Source organism: Algoriphagus aquimarinus, from assembly GCF_007997215.1.
Taxonomy (GTDB): Bacteria; Bacteroidota; Bacteroidia; order Cytophagales; family Cyclobacteriaceae; genus Algoriphagus; species Algoriphagus aquimarinus_A.
The window spans coordinates 15,471-41,172 of sequence record NZ_VORW01000028.1 but is presented as its reverse complement, the minus strand read 5'-3'; the positions used below and the strand labels follow the sequence as shown (position 1 = coordinate 41,172).

General features: G+C 38.8%; 17 protein-coding genes. 2 read left to right on the top strand and 15 right to left on the bottom strand.

The genetic code is table 11. The features are described 5' to 3' along the window. Positions 1-1,193 (top strand): DUF1553 domain-containing protein (locus tag ESV85_RS20945; protein WP_146921114.1); only part of this gene is annotated, 1,193 nt, incomplete at its 5' end. A gap of 184 nt (positions 1,194-1,377) precedes the next feature. Beyond that, positions 1,378-2,808, top strand: coding sequence for a DUF1501 domain-containing protein (locus tag ESV85_RS20940; protein ID WP_146921112.1), 1,431 nt, complete (start codon positions 1,378-1,380; stop codon positions 2,806-2,808). Between the two features lie 1,357 nt (positions 2,809-4,165). Here ESV85_RS20940 and ESV85_RS20935 read toward each other — a convergent pair. From ESV85_RS20935 to ESV85_RS20865, 15 genes are all read right to left on the bottom strand, one after another. Next, entirely contained in the window at positions 4,166-6,190 is a 2,025-nt protein-coding gene (locus tag ESV85_RS20935; RefSeq protein ID WP_146921110.1) for an OmpA family protein, read from the bottom strand. A 9-nt stretch (positions 6,191-6,199) separates the two neighbouring features. After that, a complete protein-coding gene (locus tag ESV85_RS20930; protein ID WP_146921108.1) occupies positions 6,200-9,202 on the bottom strand; it encodes an Ig-like domain-containing protein in 3,003 nt (1,000 codons plus the stop codon). A gap of 1,234 nt (positions 9,203-10,436) precedes the next feature. Then, positions 10,437-11,978: a Fic family protein gene (locus tag ESV85_RS20925; RefSeq protein WP_146921105.1), complete on the bottom strand. Its 1,542-nt coding sequence runs from the start codon at positions 11,976-11,978 to the stop codon at positions 10,437-10,439. 397 nt (positions 11,979-12,375) lie between these two features. Then, on the bottom strand, positions 12,376-13,350 hold the full coding sequence (gene rhuM / locus ESV85_RS20920; RefSeq protein WP_146921103.1) for a RhuM family protein: 975 nt from the start codon (positions 13,348-13,350) through the stop codon (positions 12,376-12,378). Positions 13,351-13,420: 70 nt separating this feature from the next. Beyond that, complete coding sequence (locus tag ESV85_RS20915) at positions 13,421-13,627, bottom strand: helix-turn-helix transcriptional regulator (protein WP_146921101.1); 207 nt, start codon at positions 13,625-13,627, stop codon at positions 13,421-13,423. Positions 13,628-14,040: 413 nt separating this feature from the next. Continuing rightward, entirely contained in the window at positions 14,041-14,754 is a 714-nt protein-coding gene (locus ESV85_RS20910; RefSeq protein ID WP_146921099.1) for a hypothetical protein, read from the bottom strand. Between the two features lie 5 nt (positions 14,755-14,759). Then, positions 14,760-15,329, bottom strand: a complete 570-nt coding sequence (locus ESV85_RS20905; protein ID WP_146921097.1) for a hypothetical protein — start codon at positions 15,327-15,329, stop codon at positions 14,760-14,762. A 16-nt stretch (positions 15,330-15,345) separates the two neighbouring features. Next, positions 15,346-17,856, bottom strand: a complete 2,511-nt coding sequence (locus ESV85_RS20900; RefSeq protein WP_146921095.1) for a DUF4268 domain-containing protein — start codon at positions 17,854-17,856, stop codon at positions 15,346-15,348. Between the two features lie 103 nt (positions 17,857-17,959). After that, the gene (locus ESV85_RS20895; protein WP_146921093.1) at positions 17,960-18,295 is read right to left on the bottom strand and encodes a DUF6883 domain-containing protein; all 336 of its coding nucleotides are present in this window, start codon (positions 18,293-18,295) and stop codon (positions 17,960-17,962) included. Between the two features lies 1 nt (position 18,296). After that, positions 18,297-21,038, bottom strand: a complete 2,742-nt coding sequence (locus ESV85_RS20890; RefSeq protein ID WP_146921091.1) for a GIY-YIG nuclease family protein — start codon at positions 21,036-21,038, stop codon at positions 18,297-18,299. A gap of 8 nt (positions 21,039-21,046) precedes the next feature. Further along, complete coding sequence (locus ESV85_RS20885) at positions 21,047-21,421, bottom strand: hypothetical protein (RefSeq protein WP_146921089.1); 375 nt, start codon at positions 21,419-21,421, stop codon at positions 21,047-21,049. 20 nt (positions 21,422-21,441) lie between these two features. Continuing rightward, complete coding sequence (locus ESV85_RS20880; RefSeq protein ID WP_146921087.1) at positions 21,442-22,956, bottom strand: Eco57I restriction-modification methylase domain-containing protein; 1,515 nt, start codon at positions 22,954-22,956, stop codon at positions 21,442-21,444. Position 22,957: 1 nt separating this feature from the next. After that, positions 22,958-23,587, bottom strand: a complete 630-nt coding sequence (locus tag ESV85_RS20875; protein WP_146921085.1) for an SAM-dependent DNA methyltransferase — start codon at positions 23,585-23,587, stop codon at positions 22,958-22,960. Positions 23,588-23,817: 230 nt separating this feature from the next. After that, on the bottom strand, positions 23,818-25,200 hold the full coding sequence (mnmE, locus tag ESV85_RS20870; RefSeq protein ID WP_146921083.1) for a tRNA uridine-5-carboxymethylaminomethyl(34) synthesis GTPase MnmE: 1,383 nt from the start codon (positions 25,198-25,200) through the stop codon (positions 23,818-23,820). Beyond that, positions 25,197-25,649, bottom strand: a complete 453-nt coding sequence (locus ESV85_RS20865) for a thioredoxin family protein (RefSeq protein ID WP_146921081.1) — start codon at positions 25,647-25,649, stop codon at positions 25,197-25,199. The genes mnmE and ESV85_RS20865 overlap by 4 nt, the downstream gene beginning before the upstream one ends. Positions 25,650-25,702 lie beyond the last annotated feature (53 nt).

Here is a 25,702-nt window from a genome sequence, read left to right as displayed (position 1 = left end):
TCACGGGAGGTCGATACAATATTAGCGACTGGCTGTACACTTCTCTTCGAGACAATAAGGCATACGATCAGTTCGTGAAGGAATTGCTCAATCCAACTGAAAAGTCCAAGGGTTTCATCGAGGGAATCAAATGGCGAGGAACAGTTAATGCCAGTCAGCGGACAGAAATGCAAGCTGCGCAAAATGTGGGACAGGTGATTTTGGGTTTGAACCTGAAATGCGCTTCCTGCCACGATAGTTTTATCTCCGATTGGAAACTGGAAGAGTCTTATGCTTTCGCAAATATTTTCGCAGACTCCACCCTTGAAGTGAGTCGCTGCGAAGTGCCAACAGGCAAAATGGCTAAGACGGCAATCCTTTGGGAGGAATTGGGAGATATTGACAGCGCTGCTAACAAAGCTGAAAAGCTAAGACAACTCGCAGATCGATTGGTACAGCCGGCGAATGGCAGAATGTACCGCACAATTGTGAATCGGGTATGGAAGCAGCTAATGGGTCGCGGAATCGTGGAGCCAGTCGATGAAATGGACAATGCCCCTTGGAGTCAGGATTTGCTCGATTGGCTAGCCTCAGATTTTGTGGAAAATGGCTATGACCTGAAGGAGTTGATTTACCAGATTGCAAGTTCCAAGATCTACCAATCACAATCCATAGGTTACGAAACCTACGATGCTGTGATGGCAGATGATTACAAATTCAACGGGATGGTGCGGAGAAGAATGACAGCTGAGCAGTTTTCGGATGCGGTAAGCGAGATCGTTTATCCGCTTTTCCCTGAAGATGCGATCAAGTACAATCCTTTTGAATTGCAGAAACCAGAGCATGTCACTCCGACATTTGCGCGAGCATCTCTTGTCGCTAATAATCCTTTTCTCACTGCTTTGGGAAGACCAAATCGTGAGATTGTGTCGACAAGCAGAGAAGCTCAGGGAAGTTTGTTGCAGGCTCTCGAACTCACAAATGGAGAGAGATTAAATACTGCTTTGCAGAAAGGAGCGGAAAAATGGAAGACCCAACTCAGTGATCCTATTCAGATCACGGAGGAATTATACCTAAAAGCACTTAACCGAAAGCCAAACGAAAAAGAACTGGCGATCGCAAAGACTGCTCTAGGCGCAAAACCAGATGCTGCTAAAATCCAGGATCTATTCTGGGCGGTGATCTTGTTGCCTGAGTTTCAGATGGTGGAGTGAGGGTTGGATGTCTGGTGTCGGATGACCGGTGAAGCGCCAATAATTTCCCGCAGATCAGCGCAGACAACTATCGCTGATTTTCGCTGATCTTGTGTTGTAGTAAATAAATTTATGATAGTAAATCTGCGTTTATCTGCGGTTCTTTTCAGCGATAATCTGCGGGAAAAAGATAGTTAACCAAACCATGAAAACACCACTTAACCGACGAGACTTTATTAAAAAAACCTCTGCTGCTGCCATGGCAACCATGGGGATGGGCGCGCCTTTGGCAGGACTGTTATCTTCCTGCGGAACGGATAAAATTCCGGCAACGGCAGATTCGGTTATCTTACTTTTCATGGCAGGAGGAATGGCTCATACCGAAACCTTTGATCCAAAGAAATACACTCCATTTCGAAAAGGAATGGAATCCAAGGAAGTACTCAGCACCTTCCCTTCCATCCCTACGGCTTTAGATGGCATCAACTTTTCCGAAGGTCTGGAATCCATAGCCAAAATCATGGACAAGGGAACACTTATCCGCTCCTACGTGGCGGCAGATCTGGGACACATTCTTCATACACGTCACCAATACCATTTTCATACCTGCTACGAACCGCCACAATCCGTCGTCGTTCCGCATTTAGGTTCTTGGATATCTAAGGAACTTGGCCCTCTAAATCCAGTGATTCCTTCCTTCATCAATATAGGACAGCGATTCTCTGTAGGAGAAGGCGAGGAACTGAAGGCTTTTCACAGCGCTGGTTTTCTAGGATCTGAGCATGGGCCATTTTTGATTCCGGATCCTTCGTCTGGCTTGGAGAGCGTCCGCCCTCCTATAGGCATGTCCACGAGTAGGTTTGAGTCGAGAAATCAGCTCTATGAAAACCTGCTTTCTGCGGGTGCGATGGGCGAGTACGGTTCGGACTATCAAAAAGAATCTCTTAAACGATCCATGGAGCAGGCTTACATTCTGCTGAATTCTCCTGAAGCAAAAGCCTTTGATCTGAGCTTGGAACCTAAGGAAAGCTATGACAAGTACAATAATGGCAAGTTTGGGCTAGGTTGTCTTCTGGCAAAAAGACTCGTGGATCAAGGCGCTCGATACATCACAGTCACTTCCGAATACGAGCCATTTATGGGTTGGGATACACATGACAATGGGCATACCCGTCTGAAGGACATGAAGAAAATGATCGACTCTCCAATCGCCCAATTGATCTCTGATCTGGATGAAAGTGGAAAACTGGACAGAACGCTAGTCATCGTAGCCTCTGAGTTTAGCAGAGATATGCTGACAGAAGGAAGACCAGGGCTGAAAGTCTTGGATCAGGTGGAAGTGCCAGATATCATTGAAGACATGAAAAACTACGGAATGCACAGACATTTCACCGACGGCTGCTCCATGCTGATGTTTGGAGGGGGAATTAAGAATGGCCATGTCTATGGCAAAACAGCTGATGAGCGACCTTGCAAAAGCATAGAAAACCCCATCAAAATAGACAGCATTCACCAGACGGTTTATCATGCCTTAGGTATAGCTCCAGAGACCAACTACGAAATAGAACAGCGACCATTCTTTACTACACCTGATGGTCATGGGAAGGTAGAGTTTGATTTATTGCAAAAGTCATAAACTCTGATTCAGGATAAACTGCTAAACCATAGTGCTTATATTTTTTGATCGATATTTTATGATGTGATGCTTTTTATAACCCGACTTTGAATTAGGATAGTTAAAACTAAGAATAGCATAGTAGAAAGGGAAATACCCAGTCAATTGGCTGGGTTTTTTTACTTTAAAAATCAATATAGTAGATGTATTTTCATTTTAAATGCAGACAGTTTTTAACTGTTGTTCGAGCTTCCTTATACTTCTAGCTTTGAGAAAAATAAACGATTACTTTTAATAAGTAGCAGTTGGAAATGGGTAGTTTATTTTGTCAGTTAGTGTATAAAGGAATAATTTACTTTTATTATAGGTTTACTGCCATTTGAGTAGCATACAACTCATTTGTTCTTAGTTAAAATCAGAGTAATTATAGCTGAAGGGTCTTCTCGTGAATTAGGTTGGAAAGTGGAAGTAAGAAGAAGTACAGCTAAAAATAGTGAGATATGTATAGGATGATAAAGGTGAAGTGTGTAAAAACCGAATCAAATAAAATTGTGAAAGCTATTGATTACAGGAATAAGGCTTGTTAATTTTTTGGAGTTGTAACTGGTGTTTTGTTAATAAAGTTAATTGATAGTCAATTCAGGTGGTTTTGAAATTGTATTCCTCACAAAGTTAGCCCACTGGGCTCTGGGCGACCAGAAGCTTCCGGCATAAAGCCGCTTGCTTTGCTTTTTCTTCCTTTTCCTTCAGGTCTTTGTCAGTCAAGAATTGATGAATCTTCATAATTCATTGTTCCACAAAAACGAAAAACATTAGGAAGACTCAGGAAAGAAAAATTGATTTGTTTGAAGTAGACAAGATCAAATCGAGCTATAGTGCAAAAGTAAAGAACTCCCTTAGATCTTGAGTTGAAAGCTCAAGACAGGTGTATGAACTATTTACCCAAGTTTGGGATCAGGACAGAATTGAGTTTGTTGAGGATTTCAAAGTCATGCTGCTTTCCAGAGCAAATAGAGTCTTAGACTAATACCTTCAGCAGTATTCGGGGATGATAACTACCCGTACCCACCGCCATCCTACTGGGCATAGATACCTCTAAGCTCTATCGGTCAATACCATAACTTACAGTGCGGTAGGGTAGGTAGGTAATTAGGAGTTCTTACAGAGAGTGGGAAGAACTATTAGTTTGTTTAGATTGTAGTTTTTAAATACTTTTTTATCAGGGGTTTTTGAATACCTCTGTTTCCTCCTATGAGATAAAAACATAAAGGCTAGCCGGGTTACCCGGCTAGCCTTTATTTTGCTCTATTTACCAATCAACTTATGAGACTTTCACTTTTTAAATAAAAGTGATGCGATCATAAATGATTAGCAATCCTTACTTAGCCGGGATCACATCAATGATGACAGTCCGGTTATAAGCACGCTCTTCAGGAAATTTGTTTTTAAAAGGAGATACTTTTTCATCCTCTCCAAATTCATTGACCACAAATTTGACGTCAGTTATTCCTGCCTTCAACAAGCTTTGTTCAAGGATACTTTTAACATTGTTGGCCCTTGCCTGGGATAATCCCAGATTGTATGCTTCTTCTCCAATGCTATCGGTGTGACCGTAAATAATCACTGTACCACCATTAGGGATTTTCGCAGCAACTACATCTGTCAGGTATTTCTCATAAGTAGCAATTGCTTTAGCGTCATTAAATTCATAGATCACACTATATCTATTTCCTTCTTGATTTGTTGGAGGAGTCCAATGAACGACTTTTACAGGAGTCTCTTTTCGTACTGTTAGGCCATTTTTAGCTTGACCTACCATGGTTACGGTATATTCTCCTTCTGCTTTACTTCCTAAAATCTCTTCTCCTGACAAACTTACTTTGTCTGTAGTAAAAGGTCCGAAATGCTGTACTTTTCCTTGTGCATCTTTGACTTCCAAAGCCCATGAGTTAAAGGCATCTTCCGCTCCATCAACATCGAAAGTCACATAACTTTCCTCTTGTTCTGCCAGAGAAACTGGTTTTAAAGGAGCATCCAAACCACCTTTGAACTCCATCAATAACTCCGGTGAACTGCTCTCAATAGATACTCGTCGGTCATCAGCAAGTAGAAGATCAAGCTCGCGTGTTGCGCCTGCTTTTTTGGAAGGGATTTTGGGTTGAGTCAACCCTGCAGTAGCAATCCTAGATCCATCTATTCCCCAGTTGTTGACCAAATATGTTTTGACTGATTCTGCCATTTTTTCGCCTTCCTGAGAACCCTTCTCTGAAGAACCGGCTAATTTGATGGTTGTAGCAGGATGTTTCTCCATACGGTCGCCTAGGATATTGAGTACATTGTAATATACCATCAGCTGTCGGTTGGCCCTGCCGGAAGGTTCTTTTGGTGCAAAGACTTCCAATTGATCTGCTTTGAAATCTTTCACCTGATTTTTTTCAAGCGTCACATAACGATTTGGAATAGTAGATGAACCTGCATCAAAGTACACATAGTTACGGATCGGGAAAGTCTCTATGATGCTTGTTGCTCCCGGATTGTTTTTCGGAGAGTTAACAGCAAACTCAACGGCCGGTTCCACAAGTGGGGGAGCCGGTACCTGAGCTACCACTGGAATTTTACGGCCTTTGCCGAATTTCAAGGCTGCACCAACACGTAGGGTAGTCAAAGTCCATGTTTCCGAAGAGCGTGGATTCTGTCCAAAATAAGGCTGTATAGCTATGAAAGGAGAAAGTATCGTTTGTACTTTTCTGTTTTGGGATGAAAGCTGAATATCGTGTCCTGCTCCGATCTGCATTGAAACCAAGCTTTGACGAGTATTGCTGAATTCACCATTTACCGCAGGAGTTGGAGCCTGATCGGGGAAATTTGGGTTGATCCCCAATTGGTAGGTAAAGCCTTTCGTTTGGTTAAATGCAAAACGTGGACCTGCATACAGGTAAAAGTTGTTCTTAAAAGGAGCAAATCTTAGGCTTGGCTCAACAGTCAGGTAACTTAAATCTGTGGACAAATCCGCTGGGCAATTACAAGGTGTTGTGATCTGGTCAAAAGTACTTTTCCGACTATCATATCCTGCCTGAAGCATCATTCCCCATCTTGATTCAGGGCGGTGGTATTCTATTACAGGACCAAGGAATAACCCTACGCCATTACCATGATTGAAACCAGCAGGAACAGTTAAACTTGAATTTAACTGTTGGGTTAATCCTTGATTAAAATTAAAGTTTGCTCCAGCCGCTACTCCAAACCTCCAAGAAGGTCTTGTGAACTGATCCTGCTGTGCTTGAAGCGTGAATTGAGTTCCTGCTCCAAATATCAAAGCTCCGAAAAACAGGGCTTTAACAGAGAATGTATTAGGGGACCACGCATTGCGCGATCCCTTATTATTATATGTTGTTGATTTCATTTTTTTGAATTAAGGTTTCTCGATGATGTTAGTATTTGTCATAACCACTGCTCCATTGATGACCAACATTCTGCCTACAATTGTAGCATTGGAATTCATGGTGATAGAAGTTAAGGCCAATACATTCCCTTTGAATTTGGTGTTGTCTCCAATGGTCGCAGAACTTCCGACTTGCCAGAAAATGTTTTTGGCTTGAGCTCCTCCACTTAAGATAACACTTCCACCTGCTCCACCTACAGTGGTAAAACCTGAAGCAATTTGGAAGATCCAGACAGCGTTAGGATCACCCTGAGCATCCAATGTCAGATCACCTGACTGGATCAAAAGTGTAGAATTGGATTTGTAAATTCCCGGGGCAAGTGTTTTACCACCTTGATCACCTGCTACTGTAGCAGGAGCAGGAGAAGTTGCTCCTTCGGCAAACAAATAGGCTTCTGTCAGATCTTTTTTCGCTTGGACCAGCATTGCTGCTACACCGGCAGGAGAGAGGTCATCAGAAGCATAGATTGCTCCGTTGATAATCTTGGCCGGAGGAAATCCAGTCACAGAGGAACGAGCACCAGGCGTAATTCCTACATCCAAGTTTCGGATCTCACTGAATCCAGCATTATTGCTGATTCCTGTGGCAGCGAAAATTCCAAATCTTCCGGCAGTTTTAAGATCTACAAAGGATGCAGACTGCTGAGTCAGCGTTTTGAACGTCCAGACATAATCCTCAGCCAAACCTGTACCTGCCAGATTCTGTGCACCTGTAGTGATGGTTGCAGTGTAGGTAAGATTTGGAGAAAGCGGGTTGCTTGGACTGAACGAAGCTGTAGTTCCACTATAAGTTACAGATCCATTGATGGTGTTTGCTCCTTGTTTAAGCGTGAAGGTTGTACCAGAAATCGTGGCAGGATTCATCAGCTCACTGAAAGTCGCTTTAACCACTTTGTTAAGTTCGATGTTTGTCGCGTTGTTTTGCGGGTCGGTAGATAGCACTCTCGGAGCCACAACAGCAGCTGTAGTAAATGTCCATTGGTAATTACTCGCCAAGGCTGTGCCGGCAGGATTCTTTGCACCTGTGGTAATGGTAGCTGTGTAAACCAGACTAGGAGTTAGCGGACTGTTCGGCGTAAAGGAAGCCGTGGTGCCCGAATAGGTTACCGCTCCGGCAACTGCTGTATTCCCTTGTTTCAAGGTAAAAGTTGCTTCCGTCACTGTACTAGAATTCATTGCCTCACTGAAAGTAGCTTTGACCACTTTGTTAAGTGCTACGTTTGTTGCGTTGTTCACAGGGTCTGTAGAAGTTACGGTTGGCGCAACAGCTACGTTAGATGCGGCTGTGGTAAAATTCCAGACATAATTGCTTGCCAATGCTGTACCTGCCAGATTCTTTGCACCTGTAGTGATGGTTGCAGTGTAGGTAAGATTTGGAGAAAGCGGGTTGCTTGGACTGAACGAAGCTGTAGTTCCACTATAAGTTACAGATCCATTGATGGTGTTTGCTCCTTGTTTAAGCGTGAAGGTTGTACCTGAAATCGTGGCAGGATTCATCAGCTCACTGAAAGTCGCTTTAACCACTTTGTTAAGTCCGATGTTTGTCGCGTTGTTTACAGGATCTGTGGAAGTTACTGTAGGGGCAACAGCTACGTTAGATGCGGCTGTAGTGAATGCCCATTGGTAATTACTTGCCAAGGCTGTGCCTGCAGAATTTTTTGCGCCTGTGGTAATAGTAGCCGTGTAAACCAGACTTGGAGATAGCGGACTGTTCGGCGTAAAGGAAGCAGTGGTGCCTGAATAAGTTATTGTTCCGGCAACTGCTGTATTCCCTTGTTTCAGGGTAAAAGTAGCTCCCGTCACTGTACTAGAATTCATTGCCTCACTGAAAGTCGCTTTAACCACTTTGTTAAGTGCTACGTTTGTCGCGTTGTTCAAAGGGTCTGTAGAAGTTACTGTAGGAGCAACAGCCACATTTGATGCAGAAGTGGTAAAATTCCACACAAAGTCGTTGGTTATTGAGATACCCAACGGGTTTTTTGCTGTTTTTGAAATTGTTGCTGTATAAGTGGTATTTGATAATAACTGAGTAAGAGGTTTGAATACCGCTGTTAAATCAGAATAACTTACTGTACCGGCCACTGCAACTGTTCCGGTTTTCAATGTAAAGGAAGAAGCGTTTATCGAGGCTCCATCCATCATTTCACTGAAGATTGCACTGATTACCTTATTTCCAGCCACGTTTTTCTCCAGATCTTTAGGATCTACAGACACTACTGTTGGAGCATCACCTGTGTTAAAGGTCCATGTATATTCCTCTGCAAGAGGAATTCCATCTGTATTCGTAGCTTCAACACTGATTGTACCTGTATAAGTGGTTGCAGGCAATAGATCGATTGAAGGTGTGAATGTTGCTGTGCTGTCCATGTAGCTTACGACTCCTGCTATTGTAGTTGTGCCGGCTTTGATGGTAAAAGAAGAGGCCTTGATGGTCTCAGGATCCATCGAGGTACTGAATTTCGCAGTAATAGCCTTATTAAGCGCATTTCCGGTTGACAAATCCTCGGGATCTGTGGCGATCACTGCGGGTGATTCACCGGTGGTAAAGGTCCATATATAAGGGGTTTGCAAGACATTTCCTGTTAAATCCGTCACAATTGGCTCTACTTTACCGGTATAGGTTGTGTTTGGGGCAAGTGGAGCATCCGGGAGAAAACTCATGGTGTTGGTTGCTGCGTCATAAGACAATGCACCGGCAACAATATTTTCAGTTTCTCCGGATGAATTGATTACCCTTAAACTAAAGGAAGCATCCGTGATGCTTGTAGGATTCATGGTATCATTGAAGGTCACTGCAATGGTCTTATTCAACTGTACCCCAATAGCTTCATCGCTGGGATTTGTAGATTCCACTTCGGGACATATCCCAAGAAGTTGATCGAATTCATCTTGACAACTTCCTAAGAATACGGTAATCGAAAAGGCCACCAAAATGGTTCGCCATAATCTTTTTTTTGTGGTTTCTGTTTTCATAAAACATTAGTTTAATTTGTAATAATATTGATGGGTAATCATTTTATATACATTAAGACAACTCCAATAGGAAAATCATATGAAATGACTTAAAGGTTATATTCGCATTGGTATTGATAGTTTGTATAGATATATTTTATAAGCTTAGCAATAATTTATTATGCTAAACATATTCTGTAATTATAAAAGTATAAAATTTAGATTCAGTTCTGAATATTACCTTTTTCCAATCCTTTTTTGGAGCTGCTGCTTGAAGCAAATCTTTTTAATAAAGCTGCTTATAGTTAAAATTATATCGATACCCTAGCTGAAAAATAAAGTATATAAGTCACACATATTCAGAATTGCAAGTGACCTGCGGTGAAACTATATCTATTTCGTTCATCTTATTCCAATATTTATACCCAATAAAAAAATATGGATTATGATCGATGAGGGCATTATATTTGATTATTCTTCAAAAAATAAGAAGTAGTTGGGACATAATATGCCGATTAATTGGGGTAATAGTTACCGATTAATGAAATCACCTTATAATGCTCAATACATATAATCTAGCATAGCGATTTTAACTACATAGTATAAGAAATTTCCTGTGCAAGTCAGTAATGAAACAGTTCTGTAAATTATTAATATCTCTTTAGTCGATAAGTTTTTAAACTTTTTGATAGACCTGTTATTGATTTTGTTTCCTATGTCCGCAATTGTTTCATGGGAGATTTCATTTAGGTCAGTTTTTTTAGGTAGGAATGCCCTTATTAGTCCAATTCTGTTTTCCACCATTCCTTTATTTTGAGAAGTATAGGGTAAAGTGAAGTAGGTTTTGATTCCAACCTCTTGGGCAATTTTATGGTGTAGTGGAAAGGCCTGATAAAAAAGCAGCTATCAAAAAAATAAGGAAAAATAAAAATTTTACAAGTTTTGCTACTTACCTTAATAGAGTAAATATTGATATCCCGATCATCATACTAAGTAAGAAAGCAAAAACAGCCTAAAACAATAAAAAGAAGGGTTTAGCGCATCATCGGAAATGTAATTACTTCCCGATGCAGAAAGTGCAGCTATTTGTTAGTCAGTATGTTAAGGTTATTTCGGTACAAATTCGGTACAAAAATCTGTTATTATCGAATTTTGTAGGCTTATTTCAATAAAAAATTTAACTTTTAAAGGGTGGCTAATTTTCAAAGTTGACACCCAAATCTGGCTTATCTTGGTTATTGATTTACTTGAAGTTTCAATTCCCAAATATCAAACTATATTCTTTCTCAATCTCTAAGACCTCAGTAGAGGAGAGGTCTTTAAACTCTTTAGTTTTTGCCCTACTTGAAAGTTTTCCGTTGTTCTGCTCCAAAAACCTTAATAAGAGCGCAACCATATCGTCGGGCATTTCGAAAGTCTCGTCGATAAAATTTTTAAACTCCTCAAATTTTGTCAGATAGTCAACCTCCTCAGGCAAGATGTTTTCGATGGTATCTTTCACACATTTATATAGAAACTCCACCTGTCTTGTTGCGTCAAAGTAACGGTAATAGTCTATGGTTTCATTAAGTACTTCTAGATTATGATCTTTGGCTTCTTTCCACTCGATCAAATCCAATAGTGGAATAGAGTAGGATTCCAACACTGATCGATAATCTGATATGCTATCAAGAATAGCTGCAGAAATTGGAAAAATAAGACCTTGCTTAGAAAATTGTTTCTTTGCCAATACATGATGGATCAAGTATCGGTGGATACGACCATTTCCATCGACAAATGGGTGAATAAATACAAATCCAAAGGCGATAACTGCAGCTGCCATAATAGGGTCGGTATCATCCAATAGTAAAAGGCGGTTTGATTCCATGAGTCCAGTCATCAAAGATTCAATGTCTTGATGCTTTGCAGAAATGTGATCGGGTAGTGGAGAGAATGTATCCTTATCTCGTTCTCCCACAAATCCACCTTTTTTACGGTAGCCCATCTCAATAAACCGTGTATTCTCAATAACTAGTTGCTGTAATCGGCAAAGCTCTTCATGACTAAGGTCTTTTACTCCCGCCTGACCAATCGCCTGACTCCATCGTGCTGCCCTTTTACTTTTAGGGCTTTCACCCTCAATCGTGAAAGATGCCTTGGAATCCTTTAACAAAAGAAAGGCAGCAGCTCTTTGTAAGATACTTTTCCGGATTCCTTTTAAATACTGATCGTTTAATTTGACAAAATCCTGAGATGCATACTCATTAATTTTTGTGGTTTTACGCACCAAAGGACAAAAGTTGATTGTACCAGGCAGGTTATTGACAATACGATGTCTGGGTGACTTTTCTCCTTTTGACAAAGTGAATTGTAGCTTATCATCAAGAAGGGTCACATAGTTTTTAATGGTTAAGTCACGTATAGGGAGCTTTTTTTCCATTAACCATTCATATAGAAACCAAATTCTGCGGGAATATTGTCCGGTTACCTCTATGGAAAGTAGCTCGAGAATTTCTCTTTCACTTAGTTTTTCAAATAGTTTTTTGAGTACCAACAAATTGATTCCTTCATATTTTAAAGCAAATACGAGATGGTGGTAGCAGCTTTCCTCTGGTTGGTATCGGGGAGTGAAAACCATCCAGGCTTCAGTTTGATAAGTTTTATGTTTTATGTTTATCAGTGCGATCACTTCAGGAATCGGAGTCTCCAATCCATAGTGTTCAATGATAGCTGGATAGCCGACGATATATCCACTTTCAGGTAGATTGCGGCCATGAAATGTGGGTGTATTAATTGAAAAGGAGGTATTATGATTCATTCTGAAAAACAGGTTATTCAAAAATACTAGAAAAACAGGTTATTCACATGAAAAACGGGTAAAAAGATATACTTTTTATGAAAAACAGGTAGATTTTATTGTTGTAAAATTTTTTATGAACCAGATTCAGGTTATAACTGTCTACAAGTTTGTTTGAGCCAGTCTTTTGGCCTCTTCTAAAATCTCAGCCATGGATTTGTTGATAGTCCGCTTTCCTCACCTTTAATAAGCTCAGTTCGAACCAATTCTTTACCTGCATTTCTTTCACCTTTCCAAAATAGGTTGCTCTTACGCTTTCATAGATGTTTGGCCCATTCACCAGAAACTGTTATATGCCCTTTATTCTTATGTGCCATAATTTTGGGTTTTAAGATCCTTTTCTCTATTTCTTTCGCAATCAAGTGCGGTTTCTATTCAGTACACTAATCACCAATTTTTTTACCGTATCCATTTCTTCCGGCTTGCTAGACGCTATAAATAGGGTCAAACTGGCAAGGGCATCATTGCTGATGATCGAGATTCCCTCGCTATTATGAAGTAAATCATTCGATTGCAAAAAGAGAAGGAAGCAAGCTGCAGCAATTCGTTTGTTACCATCTACAAAACCATGATTCTTCACGATCAAGTATAAAAGGGTAGCTGCTTTTTCTTCCAGGGTAGGATAGAAGTCCTCTTCACCAAAGCCTTTGCTGATTTGTGCAACTGCACTTTCAAAGCTTCCATCTTTTTCTTTACCAAATACACCAGACTCAAATTCTGATCTCATTGATCTTATTACCTCTTGATATTCAGTTAATTCAGGATAATTAGCTTTTCTCTTGCTTAATCCCTTTTCATCTAAGTTTTCATGATCATAATCATCAAGCAACTCTAGCCCTTTTGCAAACTGGTTTAACCAATCCAAATTCTGATCTTGTGCTTTCTGCTCAATGGCACGGCTTAAAATCCGAATGCCATCTTTAAGGGTTTGGACTTCCTGTTGCTTCTGAGCGAGCCTATTTTCATTGATTGCATAGCCTTGTATAAGGTAGTCCTTTAAGCGTTTGGTTGCCCATTGACGGAATTGAATACCACGTTTGGAATTAACTCTGTAACCAACTGAAATAATTGCATCTAGGTTATAGAATTTCACATTCCGCTTAACATTTCGTTTGCCCTCCTGTTGAACTACCGAGGATTCCTCGGTAGTTGAAGTTTCATCCAACTCTTCATCCTTGTAAATATTCTTTAAGTGGAGACTAATAGTGTCTGTATCTTTATCGAAAAGAGCCCCCATTTGCTTTTGATTTAGCCACACCGTTTCCTGCTCAAACTTTACCTCAATCTGAGTCTGGCCGTCGCTTCCTTGATATATTTCGATTTGGTTATCCATTTTTAAACACTAGAATTTTCAACTAAACGTTGTGTCGGAATCCCGACTCACCATCTTCTTTTATATTTAATCAACTTACTATCTTTTCACTAATAGGTGTCAACACATGACCAAACATACTCAGTACCTGGTTTATCTTTGATAAGTTTAGATTTTCTTTGCCTTGCTCGATCTTTCTGATCACAGTAAGTGCAACTCCGGCTTTGTCCGCAAATTCTTCTTGGGTTAAGCCCAATTGTTTTCGTCTGGCTTTTACAAATTCAGCTATGTGATTCATTTTGTACGGATTTACCTATAAAAGTATATGTATATCCGCTTTTCTGCCAGTAAAGCGATTAAAGCATTACAGAATTTGGTAAACATTAGCATTTAGGCCACTTCGGTCACCGGTCACCGGTCTTCCGTCCTATAAAGCAAAGAAACTATGGCTACTGGCATCATTGCGGATAATCAGATAAAAGTATTAGAATTAGTTGGATTATATGCTTTTGAATATAAAATGTGTGATTATGTAGAATTTATATGCTTTTAGATATAGTTTTATGGGTAAATAAACATCCATTGTAGCTGGAAACGATTTTGCCTAAGATTGTGTCAGAATAGAATTGTGAGGAATAGAAAGTTGATCTATAACTCATTTAATTTCTATTATTGAGCTATAGAAATATGTTTAATTACTCATGAGATAGATTAATTGAGTGCCTTCGACTCTTGGTCAAAAAAGAAATCTTTATCAACATTCTTTCGATACTTTCCCAAAGCTGCTCGGTGAAGAACTGGCTTGTTAAGATCCTGCATAGGTAAAATGTATAATTCTGCTGGACTAGATGGCTTACCACCAATTCCTAATACAATGAAAACTGGATAGTTCTCTTGCTTCGCAAATATCTTGTAACGGTTCAATTGATCTTCTTCGGTGAATTGGATAAAATCACCTTTGGGTTCAGATCTCCATTTACATTCCACAGCAAAAGGGTAGGAGTTGGCTCCCAGTTTTAGAGATAGCTGAATATCTGGCTGCGTAGTGGTATCCGCATATCTACCTTCTACATATTTATCGCCAGCCCAATTGCGAATTTGAAAGTACTTCTTGTCAAACTTCTGTACCACAAATTTTTCAAAATCCAGCCCGGCTTTTTGATTGACATCAATCAGTTCCGATTCACTTTCTTCCTCAGATTCTTCCAATTCTTTTCGGATCTGTGCTATAGTGGCATCTGCATTCTTCCCTTCGCTCTGAGCCACCTCTCGGATTAGTTGCTCTTCCTTAGGTGTCAAAATCCCGTCTGCCTTGACAGCCTGAATGATCTGATTTAAAGATTCTGCTTTTGGAGTTCTTAGGAGCAAAGCAATTCCCGCTATTAAAAGAATTCCGCCGAGGATAATAAGTGAGATTGGGAGCATGCGGGTCATTCTTTTACATAAAATTTTTGTCCGTGGAAGGAACTTGGAACTCTTGTTGGCATTTCAATTTTAAACTTGTTTATAGCACTCTCACACGCTTCGTAAAAACCATTTAAATAAACAGTATACCTGCCTTTTCCTCGTATAGATTTGGATTCTATGAAAGGTGCTTTTTTTCCTGGATGTAAAAGTATTTCTCCTCCAATTAATGAATTATGAGATAACTTATTCCGGATAGCCGAAAAAATTTGTTCAAAATCAACTTCTGATAAGTTCAAATTGAATAAATGGCTGTTAAGTATGTAAAAATGTGATTTAACTTTATCAGGTTTAATTGTTATTCTTTTACCATCACAAGGAACTTCAAAGTTATCATAGTAGCTACCAATAGTGTCAACAATTGAGAAAAGAAGAAGTGTTGCAGGAAACCCTAAAGTTCCTCCAATTGCATGCGGATTTGGCCAAATTGAACTGTTGGTTTTTCTATAATCAAGACATTGTCTAGCACTAAATAAAATTTCATCTAAAGACTCAAGCAGCATTTCAGAAGGAGAGGAGTGACGGCCTTGATTCATAGTTTTTGTATAGTTTCTATTTCAAATCTTTCACGAACGGATCAAATGCCTTCTGAAATTTTGGCAGCATTTCAACAAAATATTCATTCCTCTTTTCCCATTCATTTTCTAGAGAAAAATCAAGTCCATTCAACTCAACTTTTATCATACTCATTTTATTATCTGGTAATTCCCTCCATTCAAGAGGTTGCCCAAAAGCTTCCTCAATAAAACTTTTTTTCGAATGAAGTCTTTTGAAGTACGACTTATTCATTTCTTTGCTAGAAGTAATTATACCAAGCTCTATTCTTGCACAAGATTTGGTGATTGATAATGTATACTGAATACCTGAAATTCCTGCACCTGAACTAATCCAGTGATCTTTAGTCGCGCTTATATTTTGGAAGAGATTAATTTTTTGCAGTAATGGCAAAAGTTGTTGCCAATATTTTTTTCTAAACATATACCTAGATGGTTCTCCGCTGTTTACAGGCCCCGTTTGGTATTTAATGATCAGCTCTTCTTCCATTTCAAAGAGAGAAAGCAATTTTTTCAGAACGCTGAATTTCGAATTACTATCAATATTGGATTCGAAAAACCAACCATTATCTAATTCCTTTGCGTCTCTAAAGTCAGTTTGATTTCGGGTTATTTTCAAAATATCCTGACCACTTACCATTACTTCTGAGTTTTTCTTGAAAAGGCTTCTCAACACATAGAAATACATCTGTGCAATGGCATCCTCTTCAACTTTATTGTTTTCAAAAATGAAGTATTCCAACTTCTTAAATGTTGGTTTTTCAGCGTCAAATATATTTTGCTCCTCATCGCTTTGATCTTCAAAGACTATAACTTCAGGCAGTTTCCAGATTTTCAGAAATCGTTCGTAGATGATTTCAAATCTTTGCTCCAAATGTGGAACCGTCCATTCCTCAAGCTTCTGAAGATAGGAGTTGAGCCATAGTCTGCTGTGAAAATAGCCTTGCTCGTTTCCATCCACATTCATGGTTTTCTTCTCCTGGAAAGTCTTATTGCTAAGCGCTCCATTGTTTCCGGAAAGCGTAAGATTGGCAATGGTGTTCAAATACTTGTCTTTGAATTCAGCAAATTGCTCCCTTGTGAGTTGTGCTTTCCAATCATCAGTGGGAGTTCTCGGGAAAATATGCTCTATTGTTATTGCTTCATTTGAAGTATCGACATATTCCTTGTTGTTGTAATTCTCCAATAGCTCAAAGAAATAGGATCTGTTTTTTGGTTGAATATTGTAAAGATCCTTGTCTTTCAAAGCCAATCTGACATCATCATTGGTTGGGAATTTTGAACTACCACCTTTGCGCATCAGGGCTTTCTCTATGGATTCCACATAGTCTTCTGTATCGATTTCTGAATACAAAGTCATAAAGACTTTATTGACACCACTTGTAGGAAGACCTACAATGAATCTTCTCCATGAAAAGCTTTGGATTAATTTAAGAATTGAAACAAGCTCTGGAATTTCGATCAATCCATTTTCCAAATCTTCAAACACCTGCAGCAAAAAAGGGTAGGCAACGTTAATTTCGAGCCTATTGATATATTCAAGCTCTTTTCGAACTTGTTTATCTGCAACTGTGGAAGGATTGACAAGCTTCTTGTAATGAACAGAAAGTGATTTGATGTCCTCTAGTTCTTGGTGAAATCCATCCTGATTTTTGTCACGGAACAGAATTTTGAATTCTTGGTAAACCTTATTCTTATTAGGAATCTTCTTATTCTTTAAGGTCAAATAATCCCTGATATAGTCCGAAACCAAGGAAGTCTTCTTAACCAAGTCCTTGGCGTTTTCTTCGATAGGATTCCAGATGGATTCAAAGATTCGATCTTGCTCAATAGGAGGTAAGTCCATTAAAATGAAGTTTCTTATCAAATCGGACTGAGAGAGATCTAAGCCTGTAGAATTCAAACTTTCAAATATCCGCTGTGGATCATCCTTCCCCCGTTCCAAGGAAACTTCCACAAAAATCAAGCGATTCAAGCCGTCTAGAATAGTTCTGAAATTTTCGGCTGAAATCTCTCCTCGGAAAAAATTATAATTCTCTATTACATTGGAGTACTCGCTGTAGGACTTTTCATTTCCATGCATGATTGCCTTGAAGGCTGCAGCATTGTGATCCGTCTGTTTTAGCTTCAGCTTACTAGTTTCCTTTTGCACATATTGATTGGTCAGGAACATATCATACACCATATTGGCATCATTGGCTATTCCGTTTTCCTTTGCAAATCGGTAAAGAGCTACATATAGAATATTGATAGTAGTCAACCGCTGCTGACCATCTATAATTACCAATTCCTTTACTTCATTACTGGAGCTATACACTCCATCATGAATAAAAACAATACTTCCAATAAAATGGGAAGCTCTATTCTCTTCAGCAACTTGAATTATATCTTTCAGTAATTCCCGACATTCAGAAATAGTCCAATCGTAATTCCTCTGATAAATAGGGATTACAAATTGTACTTTCGGTGCTTGTAAAAAATTGATTATTTGGAGTTCTGTTGCTTTCATAAACTATGATTAAATAAAAATATTTATTTCAAAAAAACATTAAGTATCTCGTCTCAAATGATTCTATGGTGTAAAAAAAAACGACATCAACAATGTCTGTTGATCATTTATTTGGGTATGCAGTAACAAGTCTAGGTTCTTCTTTCCCACTCTCTACTATCCAAACTGTTACTATACATGGGTTTCTCTGATCTGGTGTTATAATTTCGCACTTCAACTCATACTTAATTCCAAATTCTGACTCTATCGTTTGGTCTATATCTCTGTCAACAGAATGCTGAATAAGTGAATCTTTGAATGCGCCAATGTCTTCAATGTTAAAACCGAAAAGCTTGAAAAAGGCTGCTTTATGCTTTCCTATTTCATGTAAGTCATTTAATAAATAGTCAGTTATTTTGTTTTCTGCAACGAATGACTGAATGTTGTTAGGTATCTTCATTCTATCGCTTTTCTTCAATTTGACTACTTGATACTGTTTTAACTATACTTGAATCGTTTACCATAAATTCAACTTCATATGCGTCTTTATTTTCATACACGTGAACGACTGTTCCAATTGAACCTTTTGGTACTTTAGAAATTTTAGTGTTTGCGACCACAAGAGTATATTCATTTAACAATTTTGAAATATTTTCAAAACTCTCTTCGTAATCTTTTCGACTCAATACTGTATCAAACAATCCAATACCTTCTCCTTCATGCTTATTAATACCAATGTATTCTAGACTAGCATCTTCATAACGTTTAAATTTATAAACAGCATCATTCATCAATTCAGAATTAAAAACTCCAAGACTTACCAATAATTCAAAGTCTTTTACTGAGAGTGCAGTTACTTTTTTAAATAGTCCAGGTTCTAATTGTGTGATTACATCTTTTAGGCTATGCTCTCTATAGTCAGTCAGATACATAAACACAGGTACACGCGTTGCAAACTTGATTAGCTTATCTTGTATTTGCTTTCTTAGGCTTTTGTATTCTTTTTCTTCTGCAGTAAGTTCTTGCTTCTGTTTTTTAGACAGTTCCTTATCGTTTACTTCCTTTTTGGCTTTTTTAACAGCTTCAGATTTATTGATTATGGTTTCGATGTCTTGATTCAAATTTCGAAAGCCTTCAATGTTCATTAAAGCTTTCATTGCATCTTCGTTTGCCATCAATCGGGCAAGGGTGTTGTTGTCCACATTCACAAGCAAGGCACTTTCCCAACGTCTTGCTAAAAGAGTTGCGGTGGTGCCACTCATTGCCATATCCAAAATCCCTGCGGCATCAACTTGTTTCATTGAGCTGCCATCATAAGCCAATACAGGCAAGAAGTTGATAAACTCAGCAACTTTTGCTTCGGGGTTCGATTCGTTTACATTTAGTCGGCAACTGTAATCTGCAATTTGTCTTAATGCACGGTCAGGAGCAAAGTCAAAAACATAACATTCTTCTTTTAGAATTTCTTCTTTGTTGGGGGATTTGCTATCGGGGTTTTTGATTACCCAAGGCGTTTGCACACGGAAGGCTGCTTGAAAATAAGTTTCAGGACTGGAAGAATTCCGCAACATAAAAATTCCCGTCCAAGGTTTAACCGAAACACCTGTTGTGAGTTTACCACACGAAAGTGTAATTGTTTTTGATTCCAATGGATTATCAGTCATTGCATCTAAAACTGGCGGTAAAGCGTCTATGCCTATACCCGCTTGAGTTCCTGCGGCAACTACTACTCTATAGTCATTGTAAAAAGTATTTTGTCTCTTCTCTAATAAACTTGCCATTGCATTACATGCAGCAACGGTTGGCAAAAACCAAAAAGTGTGATTCAATACTTTTAGCAAGGGAGCGTGAGAAAATGGTAAAGGAGGTTTCTTCACACCCATTTTCAAATTATCAACGGTTGTTTCATTGAACGAACCGCGAATCAAGTCCAACCATTTTTGTACTTCATCCTCGTATTTGAAGCTGGCTTTTCTTCCTTCGCCTTCTGCTTTGAAGAATATGTTTAAATCAAAACCATCAAATTCGCCTTGCATGGCGATTTGGCGAATGGAATCGGGTAGCTGATACGTAAGCATCACCATTCTTGGCAATGCAGCATAAGGATTTTTTAATGGGTCACGAGATGGATCGAGGGACCAATTCTCTTTGGCTCTTTGTTCGTCTGAATACGTCCAGTTGAAAATTTGTTCTTCGATAAATTCGCCTGAACTAATTGCCCGAAACGGAGTGCCGGACAAATACAAATAATGATTGGTGCTGATGGGGATAATCTCTTCTAAATGTTCAACTTTATCTTCTTCGGCAAATCCATCCTTTTCTATTTTTTTGTAATCTTCAATTTCCTTCTCTGCTTCTAAGTCTTTACCAAATAAGTCTTTGGCATTTTCTCGCCAAGCTCCGTAATGATATTCATCAAAAAGGATACAATCCCAAACAGTAGCGTGTACCCATTCATTTTTGGCTTTTATGCCACCTGTATTTTTATTCGTTCCTAAATAATCTTGAAATGAGCCAAAACAAACTAATGGCTTTTTATAGTCGATATTTTTCTCTTCAAATTCACCTTCGTGCTTAGAATAAAACTGCCAACCTTCAAAATCTACATGTGTTAATAAATCTTCTTTCCAGGCATCTTCAACGGCTGGTTTAAAAGTTAGAACCAAAACCTTTTTCCATCCTAACTTCTTCGCCAATTGATAACTGGCAAATGTTTTTCCGAAACGCATTTTGGCGTTCCATAAAAAATGGGGCGCTCTGTCTTTGTTTTCTTTCTTGAAACTCTTAAAATAAGCGATTGACTTATTTACGGCTGCTTCTTGTTCGGGTCGCATACCGAAATTAAGTACACGATTTTCTTCTGTTTTCTCGCCTGTTTTTATTTGGTGAATGGCTCTCCGCAAATCATTTAAGGTGCATTTATACCATTCTCCACTTGCGTTTACTACTTTCCATTCTCTTAACAATCGGTGAACATCGTGGTCAGTAAAAGAACTGCCGTCACGCTTCATTGACGATTCCTCAAATACAATTTTGTATTGAATCGCAGCCGTACCTAACTGTTCTTTTATGCGTGTTTGGGCATTGCGGTCAGTGTAGCCGATTTTGAGCAAACCCTTGTGGGTATCCACCCCAACCAATTCATAAGCATAAATTGTTGGATTCGTTGAAGGTCGGGGTGGGAAGAATTCTTTATTTGCCATCTATTTTCTTAAAGTAGTAATCCTGAATCAAAATCAGCAGTAAATTGTTGTGGCACTGTTGCTCTGATACTTGAAATGTCTTGCTCCTCACCTAGAACAAAACTGTGGTCATTTCTAATATTTAAAATAAACTCGTTGCAGTTCACTCTTGAATTAATTTTACCAACACCTGCTGTATGTAATAGATTTGCTCTAAGCGTGACAGGTGGTGTTCCAAAGAACAATATTCTTCCCTCTTTCGCCCATGCTCCTTGAAGGTCATTGTCTTCCCAAACAAGGATAGTCGAACCATTACTTTTTGAAAGGAACCCAAGAAGCTCATAATATTCTGACTCTGAATTAAATGAGATTTGTTGCTTTCTTCCGAAATTTGCTTGATACATAATTTTTGATTATTTGATGTTTATAAATCACTATTATTTGAGTTCATAGGTCGTATTAATTGAGAAATGAAATTGATTTCATTTGCATTTAATTCATATTTCGAAAAGAGTTTTTCATCATCCCAACTTTCTTCCATTGAAAGATTTGGAACAAAAATGAATTTGCCTTTAGTGATATTTTGAGTTAGTAAAATGGTGGAGACTAAGAATCTGCAAAATTTGGTTCTTAGAAAATCTGCCATATTGTTAGCTTCTTTTTCACTATTATAATTCCCAACCACTAAGTACGATTCAGTACAAACTGTTTTTGGTGGCATAACTTCAATTCGTGAAAATATCCTTCTTTTACCTTCTTTATCAGGTTGACCACCGTGGTCATTTGAAGCTTTAGATAACATTACCTTCCATTTTTGAATCAAATCTTTACCGCTGGTAATTTTGTTAGAAGAAATCTTACCATTTCCTGCGCTAGTAATCAAATTAAGGTCACCATTCTTATCTGGTCTAACACTTGAAACTAAACCAAAAGGCATCCTGCTTGAGACTACAACATCTAAAAAAGAACTACTTTTTTGTTTGACCTTGTGAATAATGTCAATTGCTAAATTATCTCTAACAAATGTGTCAAATTCGTCAAGGAAACGACTTGATTTATTTATAACTTTTTTACGTTTAGTTTCTATCTCACAAATTCCTTTATTATCCCTATCCCATAAGAAGTAACAAACACCGCCAGCAATATCTACCCCTGGAAAACAATCTCTAGAATCAGCAAAATCAACAAGTTTTCTAATGCTTTTATCTTTTAGCATTTCGTTTCTAAATTCATCTAATCCTTTCCCACCAGAATACCATCTGGCCGGAATAATCATTGAAAGGTATCTTGGTTTTAATTTTTTTGCTTGGTCAATAAATAGGTTATAAATCGGCTTTGCACTTGAACCTGTGCCACCACCATCATTTAATTGATATGGCGGATTTCCTACGATTACGTCAAATTTCATATTGAATATGTTGTAAGGTTTGTCTGTGTGAATAAAATTGTAGGCGTAAGTTTCCAAGGTGTCTTCTCGGTCGTACACTTCTTGGCTTGCTCCACAAAAGGTACACTTTCCACTTTGCCAAGTGTGTTTCATTCGTTTGTAGCGAATGTTGCCTTGCTCATCATCAAAGGTTTCGCAAATGGAGTATTTGCCATTGGCAGTTTTGGAGCAATAAACACTTCTTCGTGAAAGCAAAGCAGTTAAATCTGTAATGGCAATGCCATACAATTGTTGGCTAAGAATATGGTTGATGCGTTCCTGTTTCTTAGGAATTTGAGTTTCTAAGCCTGTCATCAGTCGTTTAGCGATTTCACGAAGGAATACGCCACTTTTGCTTACAGGGTCTAAAAACTTTGCTTTGGGGTCACTCCACAATTCGGCAGGGAGCAAGTCTAAAATATCGTTCACCAAATTGGGAGGCGTAAAAACCTCATCGTTGCTTAGGTTGGCTAAACAAGAGAGTACATCAGGATTGTATTGGGTTTGTATCATGCTAGCCTAATTTCAAATAATGAATAGGAGGAAACTCTTTTACAGGTTCATCAATATCCGCAGCTCCACCTATATCATTGAAAAGAGAAGTCTGAAGAGACTTCTCAACCAAAAATTGAAATATATAATCTCTGCGTTTAATTTTTTCACCTAATACAATGCTCCATTCAGAGAATACGATAGGTTTTTTGTTTACTGGATTAGTAAAATCTAATGCGTCTCCCCAAAGAATATTTCGGTCTAAAATAAACTTAATCGATTGGAGGAAATCCTTTTTCATGTTTATTCCAAATGCAGTGTTGTAAGATTTATAAATGAGAGAAAATAACCTATCACGACATTCTATTGCATTGTCTTCTAAAATGTCTACACCATAAATTGAGGATATCGCAAGAATTCCATTTCGCTCCCATTCAATTTGACTCTTTGGATATCGAGTATTAACCACATCAAGTTTTCTCCGAAGTACTTCAGCTAAAAAATTCCCATTCCCGCAGGCAGGCTCTAGAAAACGAGAATCTATTCGTTCAGTTTCGTGTTTTACCAAGTCAAGCATGGCGTTTACCTCACGTTCATTTGTAAATACCTCACCATGGTCTGAAACTCTTTTTTTGGATTTTACTTGTGACATATTCTATAGTCTGGCATTTTTTTTAATAAGCTAAATTGATTAAAAAATTAATTAATACGGAAACGTAGCACTTCTCCTTTACGCTGACTTGCAATTAAACTAGCTCTACTTTTCCCAAATCAAGTTATTTATGCATTTGTGCATCACAAGATGCATTTTTTTTACCTAAAAAGACAATAGTAATAGAGGGAATGGTAGGAAAAATCAGACACTTTATGACACAGGAATGTTTACTTCCCGATACAAAAATTCCTAAAAATGTTCTCCAGAAGATCATCTGTGGTGATCTCACCTGTGATCTCGCCAAGGAAATGTAGGGAGCGGCGGATGTCCATGGCCACAAAGTCGTTGGTCACTTGGTTGTCCAAACCGGAAAGAATATCCAGCAAGGACTCGCGGGTTTTCACCAAGGAATCGTAGTGACGAACGTTGGTCACCACAGTATTTCCAGTTCTGAATTTATCAAGATTGACCAGTACAAGGATTCTGGCTTTGAGTTCTTCGAGGTTATCTTTCTGTCCTGCAGAGATAAAAATTGTGTCAGGATGCTTCTCTTTTAATTCATTAACAAGTAGTGAATTAGCTTTATCTATCTTATTGGCAACTTTAAGAAAAGGTACACCTTGGTTTTCCAGTTTATTGACATCTCGATTGATCTCTACCAAGTCTGTATCACCCAAATCAAAAAGATACAAAATCAAGGAAGCTGTCTTCATTTTCTCCTGAGTTCGACTGACTCCGATGGCTTCGATCACATCGGTTGTTTCGCGTAAACCAGCTGTATCTATGAAGCGGAAGATTACTCCTCCTATATTTATTTCGTCCTCGATGAAGTCACGTGTAGTTCCGGCGATCTCCGAAACGATTGCTTTTTCCTCGTTGAGTAAGGCGTTGAGTAGGGTAGACTTGCCTGCATTTGGCTTACCTGCAATGACGGTTGGGACACCATTTTTGATCACATTCCCCAGGTCAAAACTCAATATCAATTCTTCCACCACACGAAGGAGACGCTCAACAAGCACTCGCAATTCTTCGCGGCTTGCAAACTCCACATCCTCCTCGCCGAAGTCCAGTTCCAGTTCTATCATGGAAGCAAAATGGATCAATCGACTTCTAAGTTCTTGAATTTCAGAACTGAATCCACCACGCATTTGACTCAGTGCAGCCTGATGGGAAGTTTCAGAATCGGCATGGATCAGATCAGCAACGGCTTCTGCTTGCGCTAGATCAAACTGCCCGTTCAGGAATGCACGCTGAGTGAATTCTCCTGGCTTTGCGGGACGTGCACCTTTGCGAATAAATAGCTTGAGAACCTGATTGATGATATAAGAAGAACCGTGAGTGGAAATTTCCACTACATTTTCCTTAGTGAAGGACTTAGGAGCGATGAATATGGAAACCAAAACTTCATCGATGATTTTATCGCCGTCTCGTATGGTTCCGAAGTGAATAGTATGAGATTCTTGTTTTTCAAGATTTTTACCAAAAAAAGCCTCATTGGTAAGGCTAATAGCCTCTTTTCCTGAAAGTCGAATCACAGCAATGGCTCCAACACCCTGAGGTGTCGCCAATGCTATAATAGTGTCATTTTGATCGGAAAGAGAAAAACTCATTTTGCGCCAATTCCTTTATCTATAATCTGACTTAAACCATCCAAAAATTCTACAGGTTGTCTATAACCCGGTAGTTGGGTGATATTCATTAAGGTAGGATCGATAATCACGAAATTAGGATAAGACTGTACACGCATAGCGACGGCCATTTTTGCCTCTGTGTATTCTTTACCTTTAAAATCAAACGTTCGGTTATTGTCCTCAGCATTCATCTTAACTGCGTAGAATTTCTCATTGATGTATTTGATGACAGCAGGATCGGTAAATGTTTCCTTATCCATCTTCTTGCACCAACCACACCAATCGGTATACACATCCACCAAAAGCATTTTTGGATTTGCTTCGGTAGCAGCAACTGCCTCCTCAAATTTCAGCCATTCTATTTTATCCTGTGCTTGCGCAAAACTGGCAGCAAATAGAAGAAGACCTATGAATACTAATTTTTTCATGTATTAAGTGTATGTTTTTGATGCCATCATGCTAAGTATCCTAAGAACCTAGT